Source organism: Ruegeria sp. B1 (assembly GCF_056535885.1).
On sequence record NZ_JBQFJA010000001.1, the window covers coordinates 3,818,919 to 3,834,900 of the forward strand.

The 15,982-nt window shown below is 57.5% G+C and carries 10 protein-coding genes and 3 pseudogenes; 4 read left to right on the forward strand and 9 right to left on the reverse strand.

Features of this window, described 5'->3' with window-relative positions; translation table 11 throughout:
* Positions 1-11: 11 nt before the first annotated feature.
* The 9 genes and pseudogenes from ACR3ES_RS18880 to ACR3ES_RS18920 all read right to left on the reverse strand — a co-directional run bounded on the left by ACR3ES_RS18880 (position 12) and on the right by ACR3ES_RS18920 (position 11,435).
* Positions 12-1,274: an ABC transporter permease gene (locus tag ACR3ES_RS18880; protein ID WP_170434575.1), complete on the reverse strand. Its 1,263-nt coding sequence runs from the start codon at positions 1,272-1,274 to the stop codon at positions 12-14.
* Complete coding sequence (locus tag ACR3ES_RS18885; RefSeq protein ID WP_170434573.1) at positions 1,271-2,191, reverse strand: ABC transporter permease; 921 nt, start codon at positions 2,189-2,191, stop codon at positions 1,271-1,273. Before ACR3ES_RS18885 ends, ACR3ES_RS18880 begins: the two co-directional genes overlap by 4 nt.
* A 12-nt stretch (positions 2,192-2,203) precedes the next feature.
* Positions 2,204-3,316: an ABC transporter ATP-binding protein gene (locus tag ACR3ES_RS18890; protein ID WP_170434571.1), complete on the reverse strand. Its 1,113-nt coding sequence runs from the start codon at positions 3,314-3,316 to the stop codon at positions 2,204-2,206.
* A 116-nt stretch (positions 3,317-3,432) separates the two neighbouring features.
* Positions 3,433-4,556: pseudogene (locus ACR3ES_RS18895) on the reverse strand (extracellular solute-binding protein).
* 624 nt (positions 4,557-5,180) lie between these two features.
* Complete coding sequence (locus ACR3ES_RS18900; protein WP_170434567.1) at positions 5,181-6,263, reverse strand: sn-glycerol-3-phosphate ABC transporter ATP-binding protein UgpC; 1,083 nt, start codon at positions 6,261-6,263, stop codon at positions 5,181-5,183.
* Positions 6,264-6,266: 3 nt separating this feature from the next.
* Entirely contained in the window at positions 6,267-7,922 is a 1,656-nt protein-coding gene (locus ACR3ES_RS18905; RefSeq protein ID WP_480424191.1) for an alpha-glucosidase, read from the reverse strand.
* Positions 7,923-7,931: 9 nt separating this feature from the next.
* Entirely contained in the window at positions 7,932-9,080 is a 1,149-nt protein-coding gene (locus ACR3ES_RS18910; protein WP_170434562.1) for a carbohydrate ABC transporter permease, read from the reverse strand.
* Positions 9,081-9,092: 12 nt separating this feature from the next.
* Positions 9,093-10,100, reverse strand: a complete 1,008-nt coding sequence (locus ACR3ES_RS18915; protein WP_170434560.1) for a carbohydrate ABC transporter permease — start codon at positions 10,098-10,100, stop codon at positions 9,093-9,095.
* Positions 10,101-10,166: 66 nt separating this feature from the next.
* Positions 10,167-11,435 (reverse strand): ABC transporter substrate-binding protein, encoded by a 1,269-nt coding sequence (locus tag ACR3ES_RS18920; protein WP_170434558.1) that lies wholly within the window; start codon positions 11,433-11,435, stop codon positions 10,167-10,169.
* Between the two features lie 217 nt (positions 11,436-11,652).
* On the opposite strand from ACR3ES_RS18920, the pseudogene ACR3ES_RS18925 reads away from it, so the two are divergent.
* The 4 genes and pseudogenes from ACR3ES_RS18925 (at position 11,653) to ACR3ES_RS18940 (ending at position 15,980) form a co-directional block, all read left to right on the forward strand.
* A pseudogene (locus ACR3ES_RS18925) lies at positions 11,653-12,683 on the forward strand (LacI family DNA-binding transcriptional regulator).
* A gap of 2 nt (positions 12,684-12,685) precedes the next feature.
* Positions 12,686-13,987, forward strand: a pseudogene (locus ACR3ES_RS18930) (GH1 family beta-glucosidase); the annotation flags it as partial.
* A 66-nt stretch (positions 13,988-14,053) separates the two neighbouring features.
* Positions 14,054-15,013: a glucokinase gene (locus ACR3ES_RS18935; RefSeq protein WP_480425514.1), complete on the forward strand. Its 960-nt coding sequence runs from the start codon at positions 14,054-14,056 to the stop codon at positions 15,011-15,013.
* A gap of 40 nt (positions 15,014-15,053) precedes the next feature.
* The gene (locus ACR3ES_RS18940) at positions 15,054-15,980 is read left to right on the forward strand and encodes a carbohydrate kinase family protein (RefSeq protein WP_170434553.1); all 927 of its coding nucleotides are present in this window, start codon (positions 15,054-15,056) and stop codon (positions 15,978-15,980) included.
* Positions 15,981-15,982 lie beyond the last annotated feature (2 nt).

The window sequence follows — 15,982 nt, forward strand, 5'->3', positions numbered from 1 at the left end:
TGGCTTCGCGGCTATTGATCGTTTTGCAGGCTGTTGGGATCAAACACCCCTCCGAAGCCGCTGTTGTTCGAGGGTTGGTTCTCGGTGTCCGAGGACTCCTCGTCACTGTCACCGCCCAGCGCATTCGGCGCAAACACATTGCCAAAGCCACTGTTGTTTGACGGTCTTGGCGCGGTCTGTGTGCCCTCTTGTTCCGCTTCCTGCGCCTCTTGCTGCTTGCGCCGCTCTTCGCGCTGCTGGCGCAGTTCCTGAATGCGCTGTTCCGCTTCCAGCTGCTTTTGCTCACGCACATCTGCGATGCACTGCGCTGGGTTGTAGACCGTTGCGGTACCAACCACGGTGATCGTCGCCACCGCAAAAACGACAAGCAAAACCGCTGCGGTGTTTCCGGAGAAGAAGCTGGGCAGTTTGATTTTGCCTGCCAGTTCTTCGACGGTCGCATTTTTGCGTGCTGCCGCAACCAGTTCCTGACGTTTCAGCTTGGCTTCGTTCAGCAGCGCAAAGAAGACAGTCAGCGCGACAATGATGAAGGCCAGTGCCGAAATCGATGGCGTGATGCCGTACCGTACCTTTTGCGCCAGCTCGATTGTCAGCGTTGGGTACTCGCCAAAGGTGAAAGTGGTGGTGTTGTAGTTCTCGAACGAGGCGAGGAACGCCAAAACGGCCGCCGAAGCAATCGCCGGGCGCATGAACGGCAGCAGGATCTTACGAAACGCCTGTGCGTGGCTTGCGCCCAGATCCAGGGCTGCCTCGGTCAATGCGATGTCATAGCGCTGCAACCGCGCGACCAGCACCAGCATGCAATAGCTGGCGATGAAGGTGGACTGCCCGATCACCGTCAGGAAAACACCGTTCGACAAAACACTGTCAGCACCCAGCCCCAGCATCCGGTTGATCCGGTCCCAGAAGACCAGCGTCGATATACCCAGAACCACACCCGGGATCAGGATCGGCGCAATAATGACCGTATAATATGTCGCCCGTAGCTTGGGCCAGATCTGCGTCAGCATCAGTGCGCCGGCCAGACCCATCGCTACCGACAGAACCACCGTCCCCGCCCCGATGATCAGCGAGTTCTTGATACCGTTCAGAATGCGCTGATCCTGAAACAGTTCATTGAACCACTGGAATGTCAAACACTCCCAGGGGGTCATTCTTGGGAAGCCGGACGAGTTGAACGCCGTGACCGACATGATCACCAGCGGGCCCAGCAAATAGGCGAAGAAGATTGCCAGATAAACCCAGATGCTGATGCGGAGGAAGGACGTGTTCATTTCCCGATATCCCCCATGTTCACCTTGAACAGGCGCATCACGGCCAGCACGAACAGGATACAGGTCACCAGCAGCACGATGGCGTAGGCGGCCCCCTGCGGCCAGTCGTTGTTGTCATTGAACTGCTGATAGATCAGTTGCGTGAACCACAGTGACGACGGTCCGCCCAGAATCTGGGGTGCGGCCAGCGCACCAGCGCTCAGCATGAACACCATGGTGCAGCCCGAACTGATCCCGGGCTTGGCATATGGGATAACGACCCGCCAATGAATCCGCCACCAAGGGGCGCCGAGGTCGCGCGCGGCTTCGATCTGGTTGTGATCTAAACTCTCGATCACATTGTAGATCGGGAAGATCATCAGCAGGATGTAGGCATACCCAAGCCCGGCATAGAGCGCGATATCGTTGCGGATAAAGTCAAAAGGCGTGTCCCAGATACCCAAGCCCACAAAGAGCGTGTTGAGCACGCCGGTTTCGCCAAAGATGATGCGCAGCGCAAAGGCCCGCAGGATCTCGTTGATCCAGTAGGGGATGATCAGCATGATCGCGAAGATGCGGATATGGCTGCCCTTGGACTGACCCAAATAGTAGGCGATCGGATAACAGATGATCAGGTTGAAGACCGTCACGCAGATCGCTGCCAGCAGCGTACGGAAAAACACGCGCAGGTCGACGGCATTGTAGGCCTGGCTGCCGCCTTCGGGCCCATAGATCAGGTATTTGTAGTTCTCCAGCGTATAAACGTCTTTGGGACCGCCAATTTCCGGGGGCGGAAGATTCGGACGGAAGGAAAAGTCCAGCATCGACAGCTGCGGCAGGATAATCAGGCCGATGGTCCAGAACACAACCAGACCCAGAATGGCCAACCCCATGCCGGTGCCGTTGCGGTTGAAGAAGTCTTTCAGAAACCGGGGCATCTGTTCTACCCCTTACTCTGCGGCCAGTTCACCCGCCGGAACAAGGACCGCATTTCGCGTCTCGTATTCCAGCGTGATGGTCTGCCCGGTGTGATCCTCGAAGGACTGGCCGACATTTGGCAGGGACACTTTGATCTCTTTGCCACCTTCGCCTTCGGTAAAGATGTTGAAGACGTTGCCTTCGAACTCCTCGTGGGTCACGCGCGCCGTGACAAAATGGTCGCCGGCGGCGCCATCGGGTGCAATGGAAAAGGCTTCGGGGCGGATGAACATCATGGCGTCATCGCCTTCTTTCATCTTGCCTTGGTTGGCCGTCGAAATCCGCGCCACCAAATCGCCGGAGCGGTTGGTGGAGATCAACGCCTCGTTGCCCATGATGTTTTTGATCTTGCCTCGGAATACATTGTTTTCGCCGACAAATGACGCAGCAAAAGCGGTGTTGGGGTCGTTGTAAATGGTCTTGCCGTCCGCAATCTGATCGATCACTCCGGCCCGCATGACGGCGATACTGTCGGACATGGTCAGGGCTTCGCCCTGGTCGTGAGTGATGTAAATGAAAGTGATTCCAACTCGCTTCTGGATCTCACGCAGTTCGGTCCGCATGTGCTGACGCAGCTTCAGGTCCAGCGCTGACAGCGGTTCGTCCAGCAACAGCACGTCTGGCTCGGCGCATAGCGCGCGCGCGATCGCAACCCGTTGACGCTGACCGCCGGACAGCTCGCTTGGCAGCTTGTCCCCTTGTCCCGGCAGCGCGATCATATCGAGCAACTCGTCGCCTCGCTTGCGACGTTCAGCAGCGCTGGCACCTTTGATCTCCATAGAGAAGGTGATGTTTTCCCAGACTTTCATGAGCGGGAACAAAGCGAGGTTCTGAAAGATCAGAGCCGTCGGACGTTTGTTCGGCCCGATACCCTTCATGTTATTGCCGCCGATCAGAACATTGCCTTCGCTCGGCTCCAGAAACCCGGACACGGCCCGCAGGATAGTGGTCTTGCCACAGCCTGACGGTCCCAGGAACGAAAAGAAGTCGCCCCCGTTGATGTTCACATTCGCATCGCGCACGGCAACAAAATCACCGAAACGGATCCACAGGTTTTCCAGATCTACTCCGACCCCTGCACTCATGGTTGATATCTCCGTGTGGGCGCGTACTCACCGCACCATTATCCGCCCGACGCGCCGAACCGGCGCGCGGGACACTGCCCCCCGCACATCATGCGAGGGGCAAGGTTTCAAAGCGATTAGGCGCTCTTGAACTTGTTGACGAACTCGGTCCGGGTTTCGGCGTACCAGGGTGCTTCGGCCGGCCACGGGTTGAGATTTGCCAGCGAGTCGCCCGGATAGGCCTCGGCAAAGTTCTGTTTGTAGGTGTCGCCGGAGTACTGATCCGCACCCAGAACCGGTGAGTTGTAGCCATGGCTGTCGATTGCGACACCAGCGGGCTTGGCCTGATAGGCAAAATCGATAAAGGCATAGATCTGATCGATATTTGCGGCTCCGGTCGGCATCGAAATACCGTCGACCCATGCCATCGCGCCTTCGACGGGGGCCTGATAGTGAACCGGCTCACCTGCCGATTTCAGCGCCAGCGGTGGACCGTCCCAAGTTTGGCCGACAACAACGCCTTCGTTCAGCAAGCCGTTCTTTTGCGTATCCGCATCGTTCCAAATCAGTTTGATGCGATCCTTACGGGCGATACACCAATCGGCGATCTGACCCCAGACTTTGCGCATGGTCTCTTCGTCGCCATATGCCGCCCAGACAGAGCCCGGCTCCATTTCGCCCGCACGCTCCATGTACAGACCCGCACCCAGCATCATCGAATGCGCGCGGCCCATGGTCTTTCCGGCATTCTCTTCGGACCACACGTCACCATATGACGGCGCGTCGCCATCCGGCAGCCACAGGTCGGTACGGTACGCGATACCTTCAGTGCCCCAGATGTGCGGCAACCAGTGTGCGCCGCTGCCACCGAAGTCCCAGGCATCCGTGCCGATCTTGGCCATCGCAGGGTTCACCAGATCAATCGGCACCTTGTTCATGTCGAACGGCTGCAACAGTTCCAAAGGCTCCCACTGTAGCGAACGGTTATTGGTGGGCGAAACGATATCGAAGCCCTGACCCTTGGTGGCCTTCATCTTGTTGATGATTTCTTCGTTCGAGCCGATGCCGGTATAATTTACCTTGATCCCGGTAAGCGTCTCAAATTCCTGAATAAATGTGGGCGGCAAATAGTCCGACCACATCAGAATGTTGATTTCCCCGACGAGGCCAGCGCGCTTTTGCTGTAAAGCGGCGCCGCCAGTGCAGCGGCACCTGCGCTTTTTAGGACAGAGCGTCTGGATAGTGTCTTTCTGTCAGCCATTGATTTTCTCCCGATATTGGACTGATTTTTATTGTTGTAATTAATTGATAGGACTTTCATCGCACTCACGTCAGCCAAAAAAGTGACAGTTGGCGAAATTCTTAAGTCCAGTTTTGCACACGCTTGTAACATCTAGCACTACGATCTTGCAGGTTCCTCACCCGCCAATCGGTTGAGTCAAACGACGCAACTGGGTCGGGCCAAGTGGGATATCCAGTTACATCTCAGCAAGCGGCGGCATCAGCTAAAAACCGAAATCAAGCGCAAAACAAAGGGGACCAAGCCGTGCAATCGGCGCATTGGGTCCGCATTTTAAAATCGCCGTTGTCGACCATTCCAACACGTCTCGGAACCCGCATGGGGCAGATCATCCCTACGCATGATCGCCAGTCACTTTGCCCGCGGCCAGCGCGTTATGGCACGGCCGCTGTTGCCGTGTTTGCCCGCAAAATAACCGACTATTTCTAAGGATTTCCTACGAAGCTTGGAGCTTACTCGGCGCATTTCAGCATAAACGAACGGATTCGCGGGCAAATACCCGCAACGATTCGACTGTCAGCATGCGCATATCTGCTCGATCGACCAACGCCACACCCCAAGCGCCGGTGTTGGACGCGCCCAGATCTACTTCCGCATAGACTGCCCGTTGTGGAACAGGTGGACCTTTTCGGGTGCCGCCGTCACAGATACGCTTTGTCCGCGCAGGTTTCGCTGAATGCCGGGAAGCTTGGCAATGACGGACTCTGCGCCCGGGGCATCCGCGAAGTAAAGCAACGTGACCTCGCCCAAAGCTTCGGTGAAGTCAACTTCGCCGCCGAACACGGCCTCGCCGTCCGTCAGCAAAAAGTCCTCCGGGCGGACACCAATGTTAACCTGTTTTCCCTGATCCGCTGCATCGGTGGGAATCGCAGACACGGCCACGCCGCCCGAGTCCAACGCGATCGTAGTCGTCTGCCCGGTTTCGGTAATGGTGCCGGGCAAAAGGTTCATCGACGGCGACCCGATGAATTGGGCAACGAACTCGTTATCCGGCGTCTCGTACAGCTCCAGTGGTGTGCCGACCTGCGCGACACCTTTGTTGGCCAGAACAACGATCCGGCTGGCCAGTGTCATGGCCTCAACCTGATCGTGCGTGACGTAGATCATCGTGCTGTCAGGCATGGCCTCTTTCAGCCGCGCAATCTCGATCCGGGTGGCGACACGCAACGCGGCGTCAAGGTTCGACAGAGGTTCGTCAAACAAGTACACCTTGGGGTCGCGCACGATGGCCCGCCCGATGGCCACACGCTGACGTTGACCGCCCGACAAGGCCTTGGGCAGCCGGTCGAGGAACGGCTCAAGCTGTAGGATTTGTGCTGCGCGGTCGACCGCTGCATCGATCTCATCACCCGGCATTTTGGCGATCTTGAGTGCAAATGACATGTTCTCGCGAACCGTCATATGCGGATAAAGCGCGTAGCTCTGGAACACCATTGCAATGCCGCGTTGCGCCGGTGGGACATCGTTCATGACCTGCCCCTCGATTTCAAGCGTGCCGCCGGTGATCTTTTCCAAACCCGCGATCATACGCAACAAGGTGGATTTGCCGCAGCCCGATGGGCCGACGAACACGATCAGTTCCCCCTGCTCGATATCCAGATCAATGTGTTTCAAAACATCGACCGGACCATAGGACTTGGCGACATCCGTGAGATTGAGTTCCGACATGTCTTACCCCTTATCCTTGGCCATGATGCAGAATTGCGCGGCCTCGAGTGTTAAATTGTCTGCGCCTTCCACGGCACCCAGATCCTGCCCGATGAACCGCCAGTCGCCCGCGGGCAGCGAGATCTCGGCCGCCTCAGATCCCAGGTTGAACGCGCAGAAAATCTGTTCGGATGCGTTCTCTCGCAGGAATGTCAGGACGGGCCCGTTTCGTTTCAAGTTGGTTTGCGCGCCGGATGCCAGAACAGGATGTGCGTGGCGCAGCGCAATTGCTCGACGGTAATGGTGCAGCATGGAGTGTTGGTCGAATTCCATCCGGTCAACTGCGTTCTCTGCCTGAGCATTGCTGACAGGCAGCCACGGCTCACCAGTGCTGAACCCGGACTGTTCATCCTGAGCGGCCCAGACCATGGGCGTACGGCATCCGTCGCGGCCTTTGAACTCAGGCCAGAACTCGATGCCATACGGGTCCTGCAAGCGTTCGAACGGAACATCTGCTTCCTGCAGGCCCAGTTCTTCGCCCTGATACAAACAGGCCGATCCGCGCAGGCACATCATAAGCACCACGAGTTGACGGATGGCCGCATCGTCCAACCCCCACCGTGAGGCATGGCGCTGTACATCGTGGTTTGAGAAGGCCCAGCAAGGCCAGGCATCCCCTGCCTTCGCCTCAAGTTGATCGAACACCTGCTTCGCATATTCGGCGGTCAAAGCCCGCTTTTCCAGAAATTCAAACGCGTAGCACATATGCATCCGCTTATCGCCGGTGGTGTAGTCTCCCATGATCTCGAGGCCGCGCTGCGCATCTCCGACTTCTCCCAGACAGGCACGGCCCTCATATTCATCGGTCAGAGCTCGCAGGCGTTCCAGAAACGCAATGTTCTCCGGCTGACTCTTGGAATACAGGTGATCTTGATGGTTGTACGGGTTCACCATCGGCGCAATCGAGGCGTTGCGCTGATTCAGCGGCAAGGCCGGATTGTCGCGCAATTTCTGATCGTGGAAGTAGAAGTTGATCGTATCCAGCCTGAACCCATCGACGCCCATATCCAGCCAGAACCGGGCGACATCCAACAAGGCATCCTGGACCTCGATATTGTGGAAGTTCAGATCGGGCTGCGACGACAGGAAATTGTGAAGGTAATACTGCTGGCGACGCGAATCCCACTGCCAGGCAGAGCCTCCAAAGATCGATAGCCAGTTGTTGGGTGGCGTGCCGTCTGGTTTCGGATCGGCCCAGACAAACCAGTCGGACTTTGGGTTGTCCCGGTTGGCACGGCTTTCGGTGAACCACGGATGCTGGTCCGAGGTGTGTGACAACACAAGGTCAATCATCACTTTCAAACCCTGCGCGTGGGCTTGGCCCAGCAAAACCTGAAAATCCTCGAGCGTTCCGAACATCGGGTCAACGGCGCGATAGTCGCTGACATCATAGCCGAAATCCTTCATCGGGGACTTGAAGAACGGCGAGATCCAGATTGCATCGACGCCAAGCGACGCAATATAGCCCAGACGCTGGGCTATACCCTTCAGGTCGCCGATACCGTCGCCATTGCTGTCCTGAAAGCTGCGCGGATAGACTTGGTAAATCACCCCGCCGCGCCACCAATCGGAAGCCACTTTGGTTGCTTTGGTGAGTTCTACAGTGTTCTGCACGTTCATAACACGCCTCTATTTGACTGACCCGGCCAACAGACCGCGGACAAGGTATTTCTGCATTGCGAAGAAGACGGCCAACGGCACAGCGATCGAAACGAAGGCCGCCGTGGCAAGGATTTCCCAGTTGCCTCCGCGTGTGCCCAGTAGTTCGACGATGCGGTTGGTCATCACGGTGGTCTGGCCCGATGCGTCGATCAGGAACACCTTGGCAACCAGCAGGTCATTCCACGTCCAAAGGAACTGGAAGATCGCAAACGATGCCAGCGCCGGAAAGCTGAGCGGCAGGATCAGCTTGGTGAAGATCTGAAACTCTGTCGCGCCATCGACGCGCGCATTCTCGATCAGGTCGCGCGGCAATCCGGCCATGTAGTTGCGCAACAGGTAGATGGCCAGGGGCATCCCGAATCCGGTATGCGCCATCCAAACACCCAGATACCCCTTTCCGATTCCGATGTTCAGATGGAACTTAAGAAGAGGAATCAGCGCTAATTGCAGCGGCACAACCAACAGGCCGACGACCGCAGCAATCAGCAGCGCCCGTCCCGGAAAATCCATCCACGCCAGCGCGTAGGCGGCAAATGCAGCCACGAGAATGGGGATAATGGTGGCTGGGATCGTTACTGTGAGAGTGTTGAAGAACGCCCGGCCCATGCTGTCGGTGCTGTCTTCGGCCAACAGAACTTTGTGATAGTTGTCCAAGGTAAACTCGGGCGGCAAAGATGCCGACACAAAGACGCGGGCGCCCCTGCTGCCGGTGAACTCTTCTTGGTTCTCCATCCGGTAGTTGCCTTCGGCGTCCACTGTGATCGTGCCACCATTCCGCAGCTCAGCCGTTTGGCCCGGCTCGAACGCATCCACCGCACGCGAGCTGACGCCCCATTTTGAAATCTTGACCTGTGTTCCCGCATCAAAGAGGTTGCCTTCGATCACATAGAGCCCGTTTTCCTGAACCTGAGTGTCCGGCGCCGCGCTGCGCAGGGTCAGGTTCTGTTCGGACGGGAACAGCGACTTCCACCACCCGTTGGTCGCGATCTGATCCGCTGTTCGGAACGACGAAATCAACAAGCCCAGCGTCGGCACAATCCACAGGACGACCAAAAAGAGAACCGAAGCGTGAACGACCCATCTAAGAGCCGGTTTTGTTCCTGCAATATCGCTCATGTCTCTGGCCCCCTAGCGCATTTCGTTGCGCGCATTGCGCACGTTCCAGATCAGGATTGGTGTCACCAGCAACATGATGACGATGGCCGAAGCCGACCCGACGCCCCAGTCATTTGCCCGGAACAGCTTGTCGTACATGTAGTTGGCCAAGACCTGAGTCTCCCATTGCCCGTTGGTCATGGCGAAGACGATGTCAAAGACCTTGAGCACGGTGATGGTGATCGTGGTCCAGACGACCAGAATTGTGGTTTTGATCTGCGGTACCTTGATCCGAAAGAAAATCTGAAACGGGTTGGCCCCATCCAGGATCGCGGCCTCAATGGTTTCCTCGGGAATGCCGCGCAGAGCAGCCGACAGGATCACCATGGCAAACCCGGTTTGAATCCAGATCAGGACCACCATCAGGAAAAAGCTGTTCCAGAACGGGACGGTCAGCCAGGTCTGCGGCTCGGTTCCGCCAAAGAAGATGTAGAGCGCGTTCAACATACCGATCTGATCCTGATCGGCGGGCCGCGTGTCATAAACGAGCTTCCAGATTACCGAGGCGCCAACAAAAGAAATCGCCATCGGCATGAAGATGAGCGATTTGGCAATATTCCCCCACCGGATACGGTCCGTCAGCTGCGCCACTAGTAGGCCAAAGGCCGTCGACATCGCAGGCACGATGATGAGCCAGAACATATTGTTGCGCATCGCTTCCCAGAACTTTGGTTCTGCCGCCATCTGGGCGTAGTTGCTCAACCCAACCCATTCATATCCACCGCCGGGCACACGGTCGGTCAGTGACAAGCGCAGCGTTTCGACAACCGGATAGGCCAGATACAGTCCCAATGCCGCGAGCGCAGGGAACAGGAACAGCCAAGGCCTGATCATGTTTGCGCGGTTAATGTTGCGGCCCGCGTTCGGTCCGCGGGGCGGGAACAGGATCTTGTCCAGAAACTGATTGGATAGGTAGAAATAGCCTACGCAACCTGACACGCCGATGGCGATGGTCAGAAGGCCTTGTAATGCCGGATGCATGCCGCTCTCCCTTGCGACGAGGGGTATGGACAACCCGGACTTGCGGGTTGCCCGAACTCAGACGTTTTAGTCCAGTGCGTCCCAGGAGGACTGGATTTCGTCAGCGACTTCTTGCGCCGGTGTGCCACCGGCATAGTCAACCATTCCTGTCCAGAACGTACCGGCCCCCACGCCGCCAGGCATCAGGTCGGATCCATCGAACCGGAACGTCGTGGCACTCAAAAGAATGTCGTTCATCTTTTTCAGTGTCGGGTCCGAAAAGACCGACGCGTCCACCCCTTTGTGCGGCGTCAAGAACCCGCTCAGCGCCATCCAGGTTTCATGCGCCTCAGGCGTCTGCAGATAGGCGATCAGGTCATGTGCACCGGGGCTGTCATTTGTGATGGCCCACAGTGTTCCCGCCCCCAGAACCGGGCTGCCCAGATCCTTGCCTTCATAGGCCGGGAAGTAGAAGAAATCGACATCTTCACCGACAATCGTTCCCTCGGGGAAGAAGGCTGGAATGAACGAGGCCTGACGGTGCAAATAGCATTGCGGAGGCGAGCTGAACATGCCCTTTGGACTGTCGCGGAAATCCGTGGTCGCCACGGCACCGGCGCCACCGGCCACATAGTCATCATTGCGGGCAAAGGCGCCAAACTCTTCGATAGCAGCCACAACCTTGGGGTCGTTGAACTTCATCTCATTTGACACCCACGCATCGTAATCTTCGGGCGATTGCGTGCGCAGCATCATGTCCTCAACCCAGTCCGTCGCGGGCCAACCGGTTGCACCGCCGGAACCCAGCCCGATGCACCATGGCGTTTCACCATCTGCAACGATCTGATCGGTCAAAGCCTTCAACTCTTCCATAGTTGTCGGCACTTCGTACCCGGCATCTTCAAAGTTTTCCGGAATGTACCAAACTAGGGATTTCACATCGACTTTGTAGAAAAACCCGTACAGGTGGTCCTCACCATCCGCGCCCTGATACGTCCCAAGATCCACCCAGGACTGACCGGCGGCGTAGTTGTCTCCAATCCACTCTGCTGTGCCGTCAGCCAAGGGCGTCAGGAAGCCTGACCTGGCCATATCAGCTGCCAGACCGGGCTGCGGGAAAACAGCAATGTTGGGGGCCGATCCGGCCTCGGCATCGATCCGGATTTGCTGTTCGAAACTGTCCGACCCCACATAGGCGTATTCATGTCCGGTCGCAGCGGCGAAACCGTCCAGCACCTTTTCGGCATTTTCCTGGTCCGGTCCCAGCCATGGTCCGAACACGGTTACTTTGTCGGCCTGGGCCGCGCCCGCCATCAGGGCGAACGTGGCCGCACCTGCGTAAAGCGAGTGTTTCATGAATTTTCCTCCCACAGTGTCATGCGCCTTTGAGACTCAGTTTTCAAAGCGCTTTGGATAGAGGATTTTATCCGCTAACATTTAAGCTCTGTCAACTGTGGGTTTGGATATCCCTGAAATATTAATAAATCTGGACAGCACACCGAAACCGGTTGACGGAATGGGTAATTGCCCACAAAACAGATAGGCACCCCGTTTGAAGGCGCTTTGAAAGACTATGAACCTAAAGCAGCTCTCGCAAATCCTGGGCCTCTCACAGACCACCGTCAGCCGTGCGCTGAACGGATATCCGGAGGTGAACGAAGAAACACGCGTTCGGGTTCAGGCTGCGGCACATAAACATGGCTACCGCCCCAACAGCCGCGCCAAGGGGCTGGCGACCGGTAAATCAATGGTGATCGGTCATGTGATTCCCAGCTCATCGCGGCATGAGATGGTCAATCCGATCTTTGGAGATTTTGTGGCCGGTGCCGTCAAAAATACGCCGAACATGGCTATGATCTGATGTTTACGAACGCAGATGATACTTCGATCGAGGAAGCCTATCGCAGCCTGTTTCAGCGCGGCGCGGTGGATGGGGTCGTGCTGCAAGGCCCCAAGGTGGACGAACCGAGGATTGAGGTCCTGAAAAGAATGGGCGTGCCGTTCATCGTTCACGGGCGTTCGACCGGCGTAGATGTGCCGTATGACTGGATCGACGTGAACAACAAAAGCTCCTTTCTGCGCGCAACGAAGTTTCTGATCGATCTGGGCCACCGGCGTATTGCCCTTATCAACGGGCTGGAGGACATGGATTTCGCACAGCGCCGTCGGGACGGATACCTTGAGGCGCTGCGACAGGAAGGCCTGTCCCCGGACCCGGACATCATGCGCAGCGCCGAAATGACCGAGGTTTACGGCCATCATGAAACCCGGGACATGCTGGAACTGGACGATCCCCCAACCGCCATCATCGTCTCGTCCATGATTGCCGCCATTGGTGTACGGCGGGCATTGGATGAAAAAGGGCTTGTGATGGGACGCGACGTGTCCGTGATCGCGCATGATGACGACCTGTCATATCTCAAGAACGGTCAGGATGTGCCTATCTTTACTGCGACGCGCTCCTCGGTCCGGCATGCCGGCGAACTGGCCGCTGAAATGCTGATTGAGCGGATCAAATCCCCGAATGACCAGATCAAAACTAGATTGCTCGAGGCTGAACTGGTAGTTGGCAGATCAACAGGCCCGGCGCCCGACAGGTTGTAAAAATGAAATACACACGTGCTGACTTTCCCAAAGATTTCCTCTTTGGCGTGGCAACCTCTGCCTATCAGATCGAAGGACACGCGCAGGGCGGTGCGGGTCAGACCCATTGGGACACGTTTGCCGCGTCGCCCGGTAATGTGGCGCACAATGAAAACGGCGATCTGGCCTGTGATCACCTGAACCGGTTCCCGCAGGATTTCGATCTTGTCCGCGAAGCCGGTTTTGACTGTTATCGCTTTTCAACCAGCTGGGCGCGCGTCCTGCCGGAGGGGCGCGGGCAAGTGAACGAAGAGGGTCTAGATTATTACGACCGACTGGCGGACGCGTTGCTGGAACGCGGCATCCGCCCCTGTGCAACACTCTATCACTGGGAGCTGCCGTCGCCTCTCGCTGATCTCGGCGGATGGCGCAATCGGGATATCGCAGGTTGGTTCGCCGATTTCACCGAAGTCATCATGGGTCGCATCGGGGACCGCATGTACAGCGTCGCCCCAATCAACGAGCCCTGGTGCGTCAGTTGGCTGAGCCATTTCGACGGCCACCACGCCCCCGGTCTGCGCGACATCCGCGCAACGGCGCGCGCGATGCATCATGTTTTGCTGGCCCACGGCCGGGCTATTCAGGCCATGCGCGGCCTCGGTATCGGCAATCTGGGTGCCGTGTTTAATCTGGAATGGGCGGAACCGGCCGACGATAGCGTCGAGGCGCAACAGGCCGCCACGCTTTATGACGGCATTTACAACCGGTTCTTTCTAGGCGGGGTCTTTAACAGAACTTACCCGGAAAACGTTCTGGACGGGTTGGCGCCTTATCTTCCCCAAAACTGGCAGGACGACTTTGACACCATCGGCACACCTGTCGATTGGTGCGGGCTCAACTATTACACCCGCAAGCTAATCGCGCCGGCCGATACCGCGTGGCCAAATCTAAAAGAAGTCGACGGCCCCTTGCCAAAGACCCAGATGGACTGGGAAATCGAACCGGGTGCACTCACCCGGTTTTTGACGCGCACAATGAAGGACCACACAGGCGATCTGCCCATCTATGTGACCGAGAATGGTATGGCCAGTCCTGAGCGGAAGCAGGATGATGACCGGATCGACTATCTGAACAAACACCTGACCGCAGTTCAGGACGCGCTAAGCCAAGGGGTTCCGGTCAAAGGCTATTTCATCTGGTCATTGTTGGACAATTACGAATGGGCGTATGGGTATGAGAAGCGCTTTGGGCTTGTTGATGTGGATTTCGACACACTCAAACGCACGCCCAAGGCCTCCTTCAAAGCACTGAAATCTGCGCTTAGTAAAGGAGAGGATGTCGCCCTGCCGTTGGCTCAGCCTGCCGGCGCAGTCCATGAGCACTGGAACCTTGTGGCGGATATCGGCGGTACAAACACCCGTCTTGGCGTTGTCTCGGACGGCGAGCTGACCGACCTGCGCAAGCACCCAACCGGCACGCTGCCAGATTTGCTGGAGGCGTTTCACAGCCTGCGCGACGAAATCGGAACCGATCCCCAGGCCGTTGTTGCCGCCGGTGCCGGTCCGGTCAAAGACGGCACCATTCGCCTGACAAACGCCCATCTGGACCTGTCCGAAGCAGAACTGGCCCGGGCCACCGGGTCCAAGCACACCTATGTCATCAACGATTTCACCGCTGCCGCATGGTCCGTGGCGGAAGTGACGGAGGCGGATGTTGTGGTCTTGCAAGGCGAGGCCAGTCCGCCACAGGGGACCCGGCTTGTTGTCGGTCCGGGCACCGGGCTCGGCGTTGGTGCTCTGCTTTATTCCGAGGGTCACTTTCACACAGTATCGGGCGAAGGCGGTCATGTGGGCCTGTCCCCCCGTCATCGAGACGAGGTGGATATTTTTGATGCCGCACGCCATATCGCGCCAGAGTGTTTCTTTTCGGACAGTCTTGCGCTTGAAGCCGAGATGTTCCTGAGTGGCATGGGTCTTCCCATCCTGTATCAGGCTGTTGGCATGGCCGGGGGTCAGGTTGACACTCCTGTCCGCACCGCCAAAGAAATCCTGCAGGACGCCAAGGATGGAACGGATCCCATAGCTGTCGCGGCGGCCCATATGTTCACAACCCATTTGGGGGCGGTGATGGGGGATATGGCGGTAACGCTGATGCCCGCAGGCGGTGTTTTCCTTGTTGGTGGGGTCGCTGAAAAGAACCGCTGGCTGTTCGGCGAAGCCTTCCAAAACACATTCAACGATGGTGGCAGGTTCAGCGACTTGCGGCGGTCCATGAATTTATACATCTCGGAGCAGGCGGAATTTGGCATTGTTGGCGCTAACAACTTCTGCAAAAATGCGCTGAAGCGGTAAACAGGCCGCCGAACCTCAATTTCGAAAAAAGGAGCATGGGATGATCATGTGCTGTGGCGAAGCCCTAATAGACATGATCGCGGAACCGACGGTCTCAGGATCACAGGGTTTTGTGCCGCATTCCGGCGGTGCCGTGTTCAACACGGCCATTGCTCTGGGGCGCTTAGGGGCTCCGGCGGGATTGCTGACGGGCCTCTCCTCGGACATGTTTGGTCGGCAATTGGCCGAGGCTCTGCAGGCCAGCCACGTCGATGCAACACATGCGATACAATCAGATCGGCCGACAACCTTGGCATTCGTCGAACTAAAAGAGGGTCATGCCTCATACACATTCGTCGACGAAAACTCCGCCGGTCGGATGTTGCGCGCCGAAGACATGCCCACCCAGTTGCCCGCCGTATCCGCGCTCTATTTCGGTGGCATCAGCCTGGCCTGTGAACCCTGCGCCGACGCCTATGCGGCCCTGCTGGATCGACAGGGAAAAGACAGGGCCGTCATGTTGGACCCAAACATCAGACCCGGCTTTATCCAGGATCAGACCCGCTACCGCACCCGGCTCAACCGGATGATTGCGCAGGCCGATATTGTTAAGGTTTCCGATGAGGATTTGGACTGGATCATCCCCGGTCCCGAAAGTCACGCCGAAAAGGTTCCGCTGCTTCTGCAAGCGGGACCTGCGGTCGTGATTGTTACCCGTGGCAGCGACGGCGCGTCCGGATATCTCGCCGACGGGTCCGAAACCAATGTGCCGGTGAATCCGGTTCAGGTCGTGGATACCGTTGGGGCCGGAGACACCTTTAACGCCGGCGTTTTGGCCGAACTGAACCGGGCCGGGCATCTGACCAAAGAGGGGATCCGCAGTCTGGGCACCGACAGCTTGCGCGCCGCGCTGGACTACGGTGCCAGAGTGGCCGCCGTCACCGTATCTCGTGCCGGTGCGAATCCGCCTTGGGCGCACGAGATTTGATC

Bases quoted from the DNA above. Each gene is read 5' to 3' on its own strand.
- ACR3ES_RS18915 (WP_170434560.1), bottom strand. From the start codon at position 10,100: ATGCATCCGGCATTACAAGGCCTTCTGACCATCGCCATCGGCGTGTCA.
- ACR3ES_RS18880 (WP_170434575.1), bottom strand. From the start codon at position 1,274: ATGAACACGTCCTTCCTCCGCATCAGCATCTGGGTTTATCTGGCAATC.
- ACR3ES_RS18890 (WP_170434571.1), bottom strand. From the start codon at position 3,316: ATGAGTGCAGGGGTCGGAGTAGATCTGGAAAACCTGTGGATCCGTTTC.
- ACR3ES_RS18905 (WP_480424191.1), bottom strand. From the start codon at position 7,922: ATGAACGTGCAGAACACTGTAGAACTCACCAAAGCAACCAAAGTGGCT.
- ACR3ES_RS18920 (WP_170434558.1), bottom strand. From the start codon at position 11,435: ATGAAACACTCGCTTTACGCAGGTGCGGCCACGTTCGCCCTGATGGCG.
- ACR3ES_RS18885 (WP_170434573.1), bottom strand. From the start codon at position 2,191: ATGCCCCGGTTTCTGAAAGACTTCTTCAACCGCAACGGCACCGGCATG.
- ACR3ES_RS18940 (WP_170434553.1), top strand. From the start codon at position 15,054: ATGATCATGTGCTGTGGCGAAGCCCTAATAGACATGATCGCGGAACCG.
- ACR3ES_RS18910 (WP_170434562.1), bottom strand. From the start codon at position 9,080: ATGAGCGATATTGCAGGAACAAAACCGGCTCTTAGATGGGTCGTTCAC.
- ACR3ES_RS18900 (WP_170434567.1), bottom strand. From the start codon at position 6,263: ATGTCGGAACTCAATCTCACGGATGTCGCCAAGTCCTATGGTCCGGTC.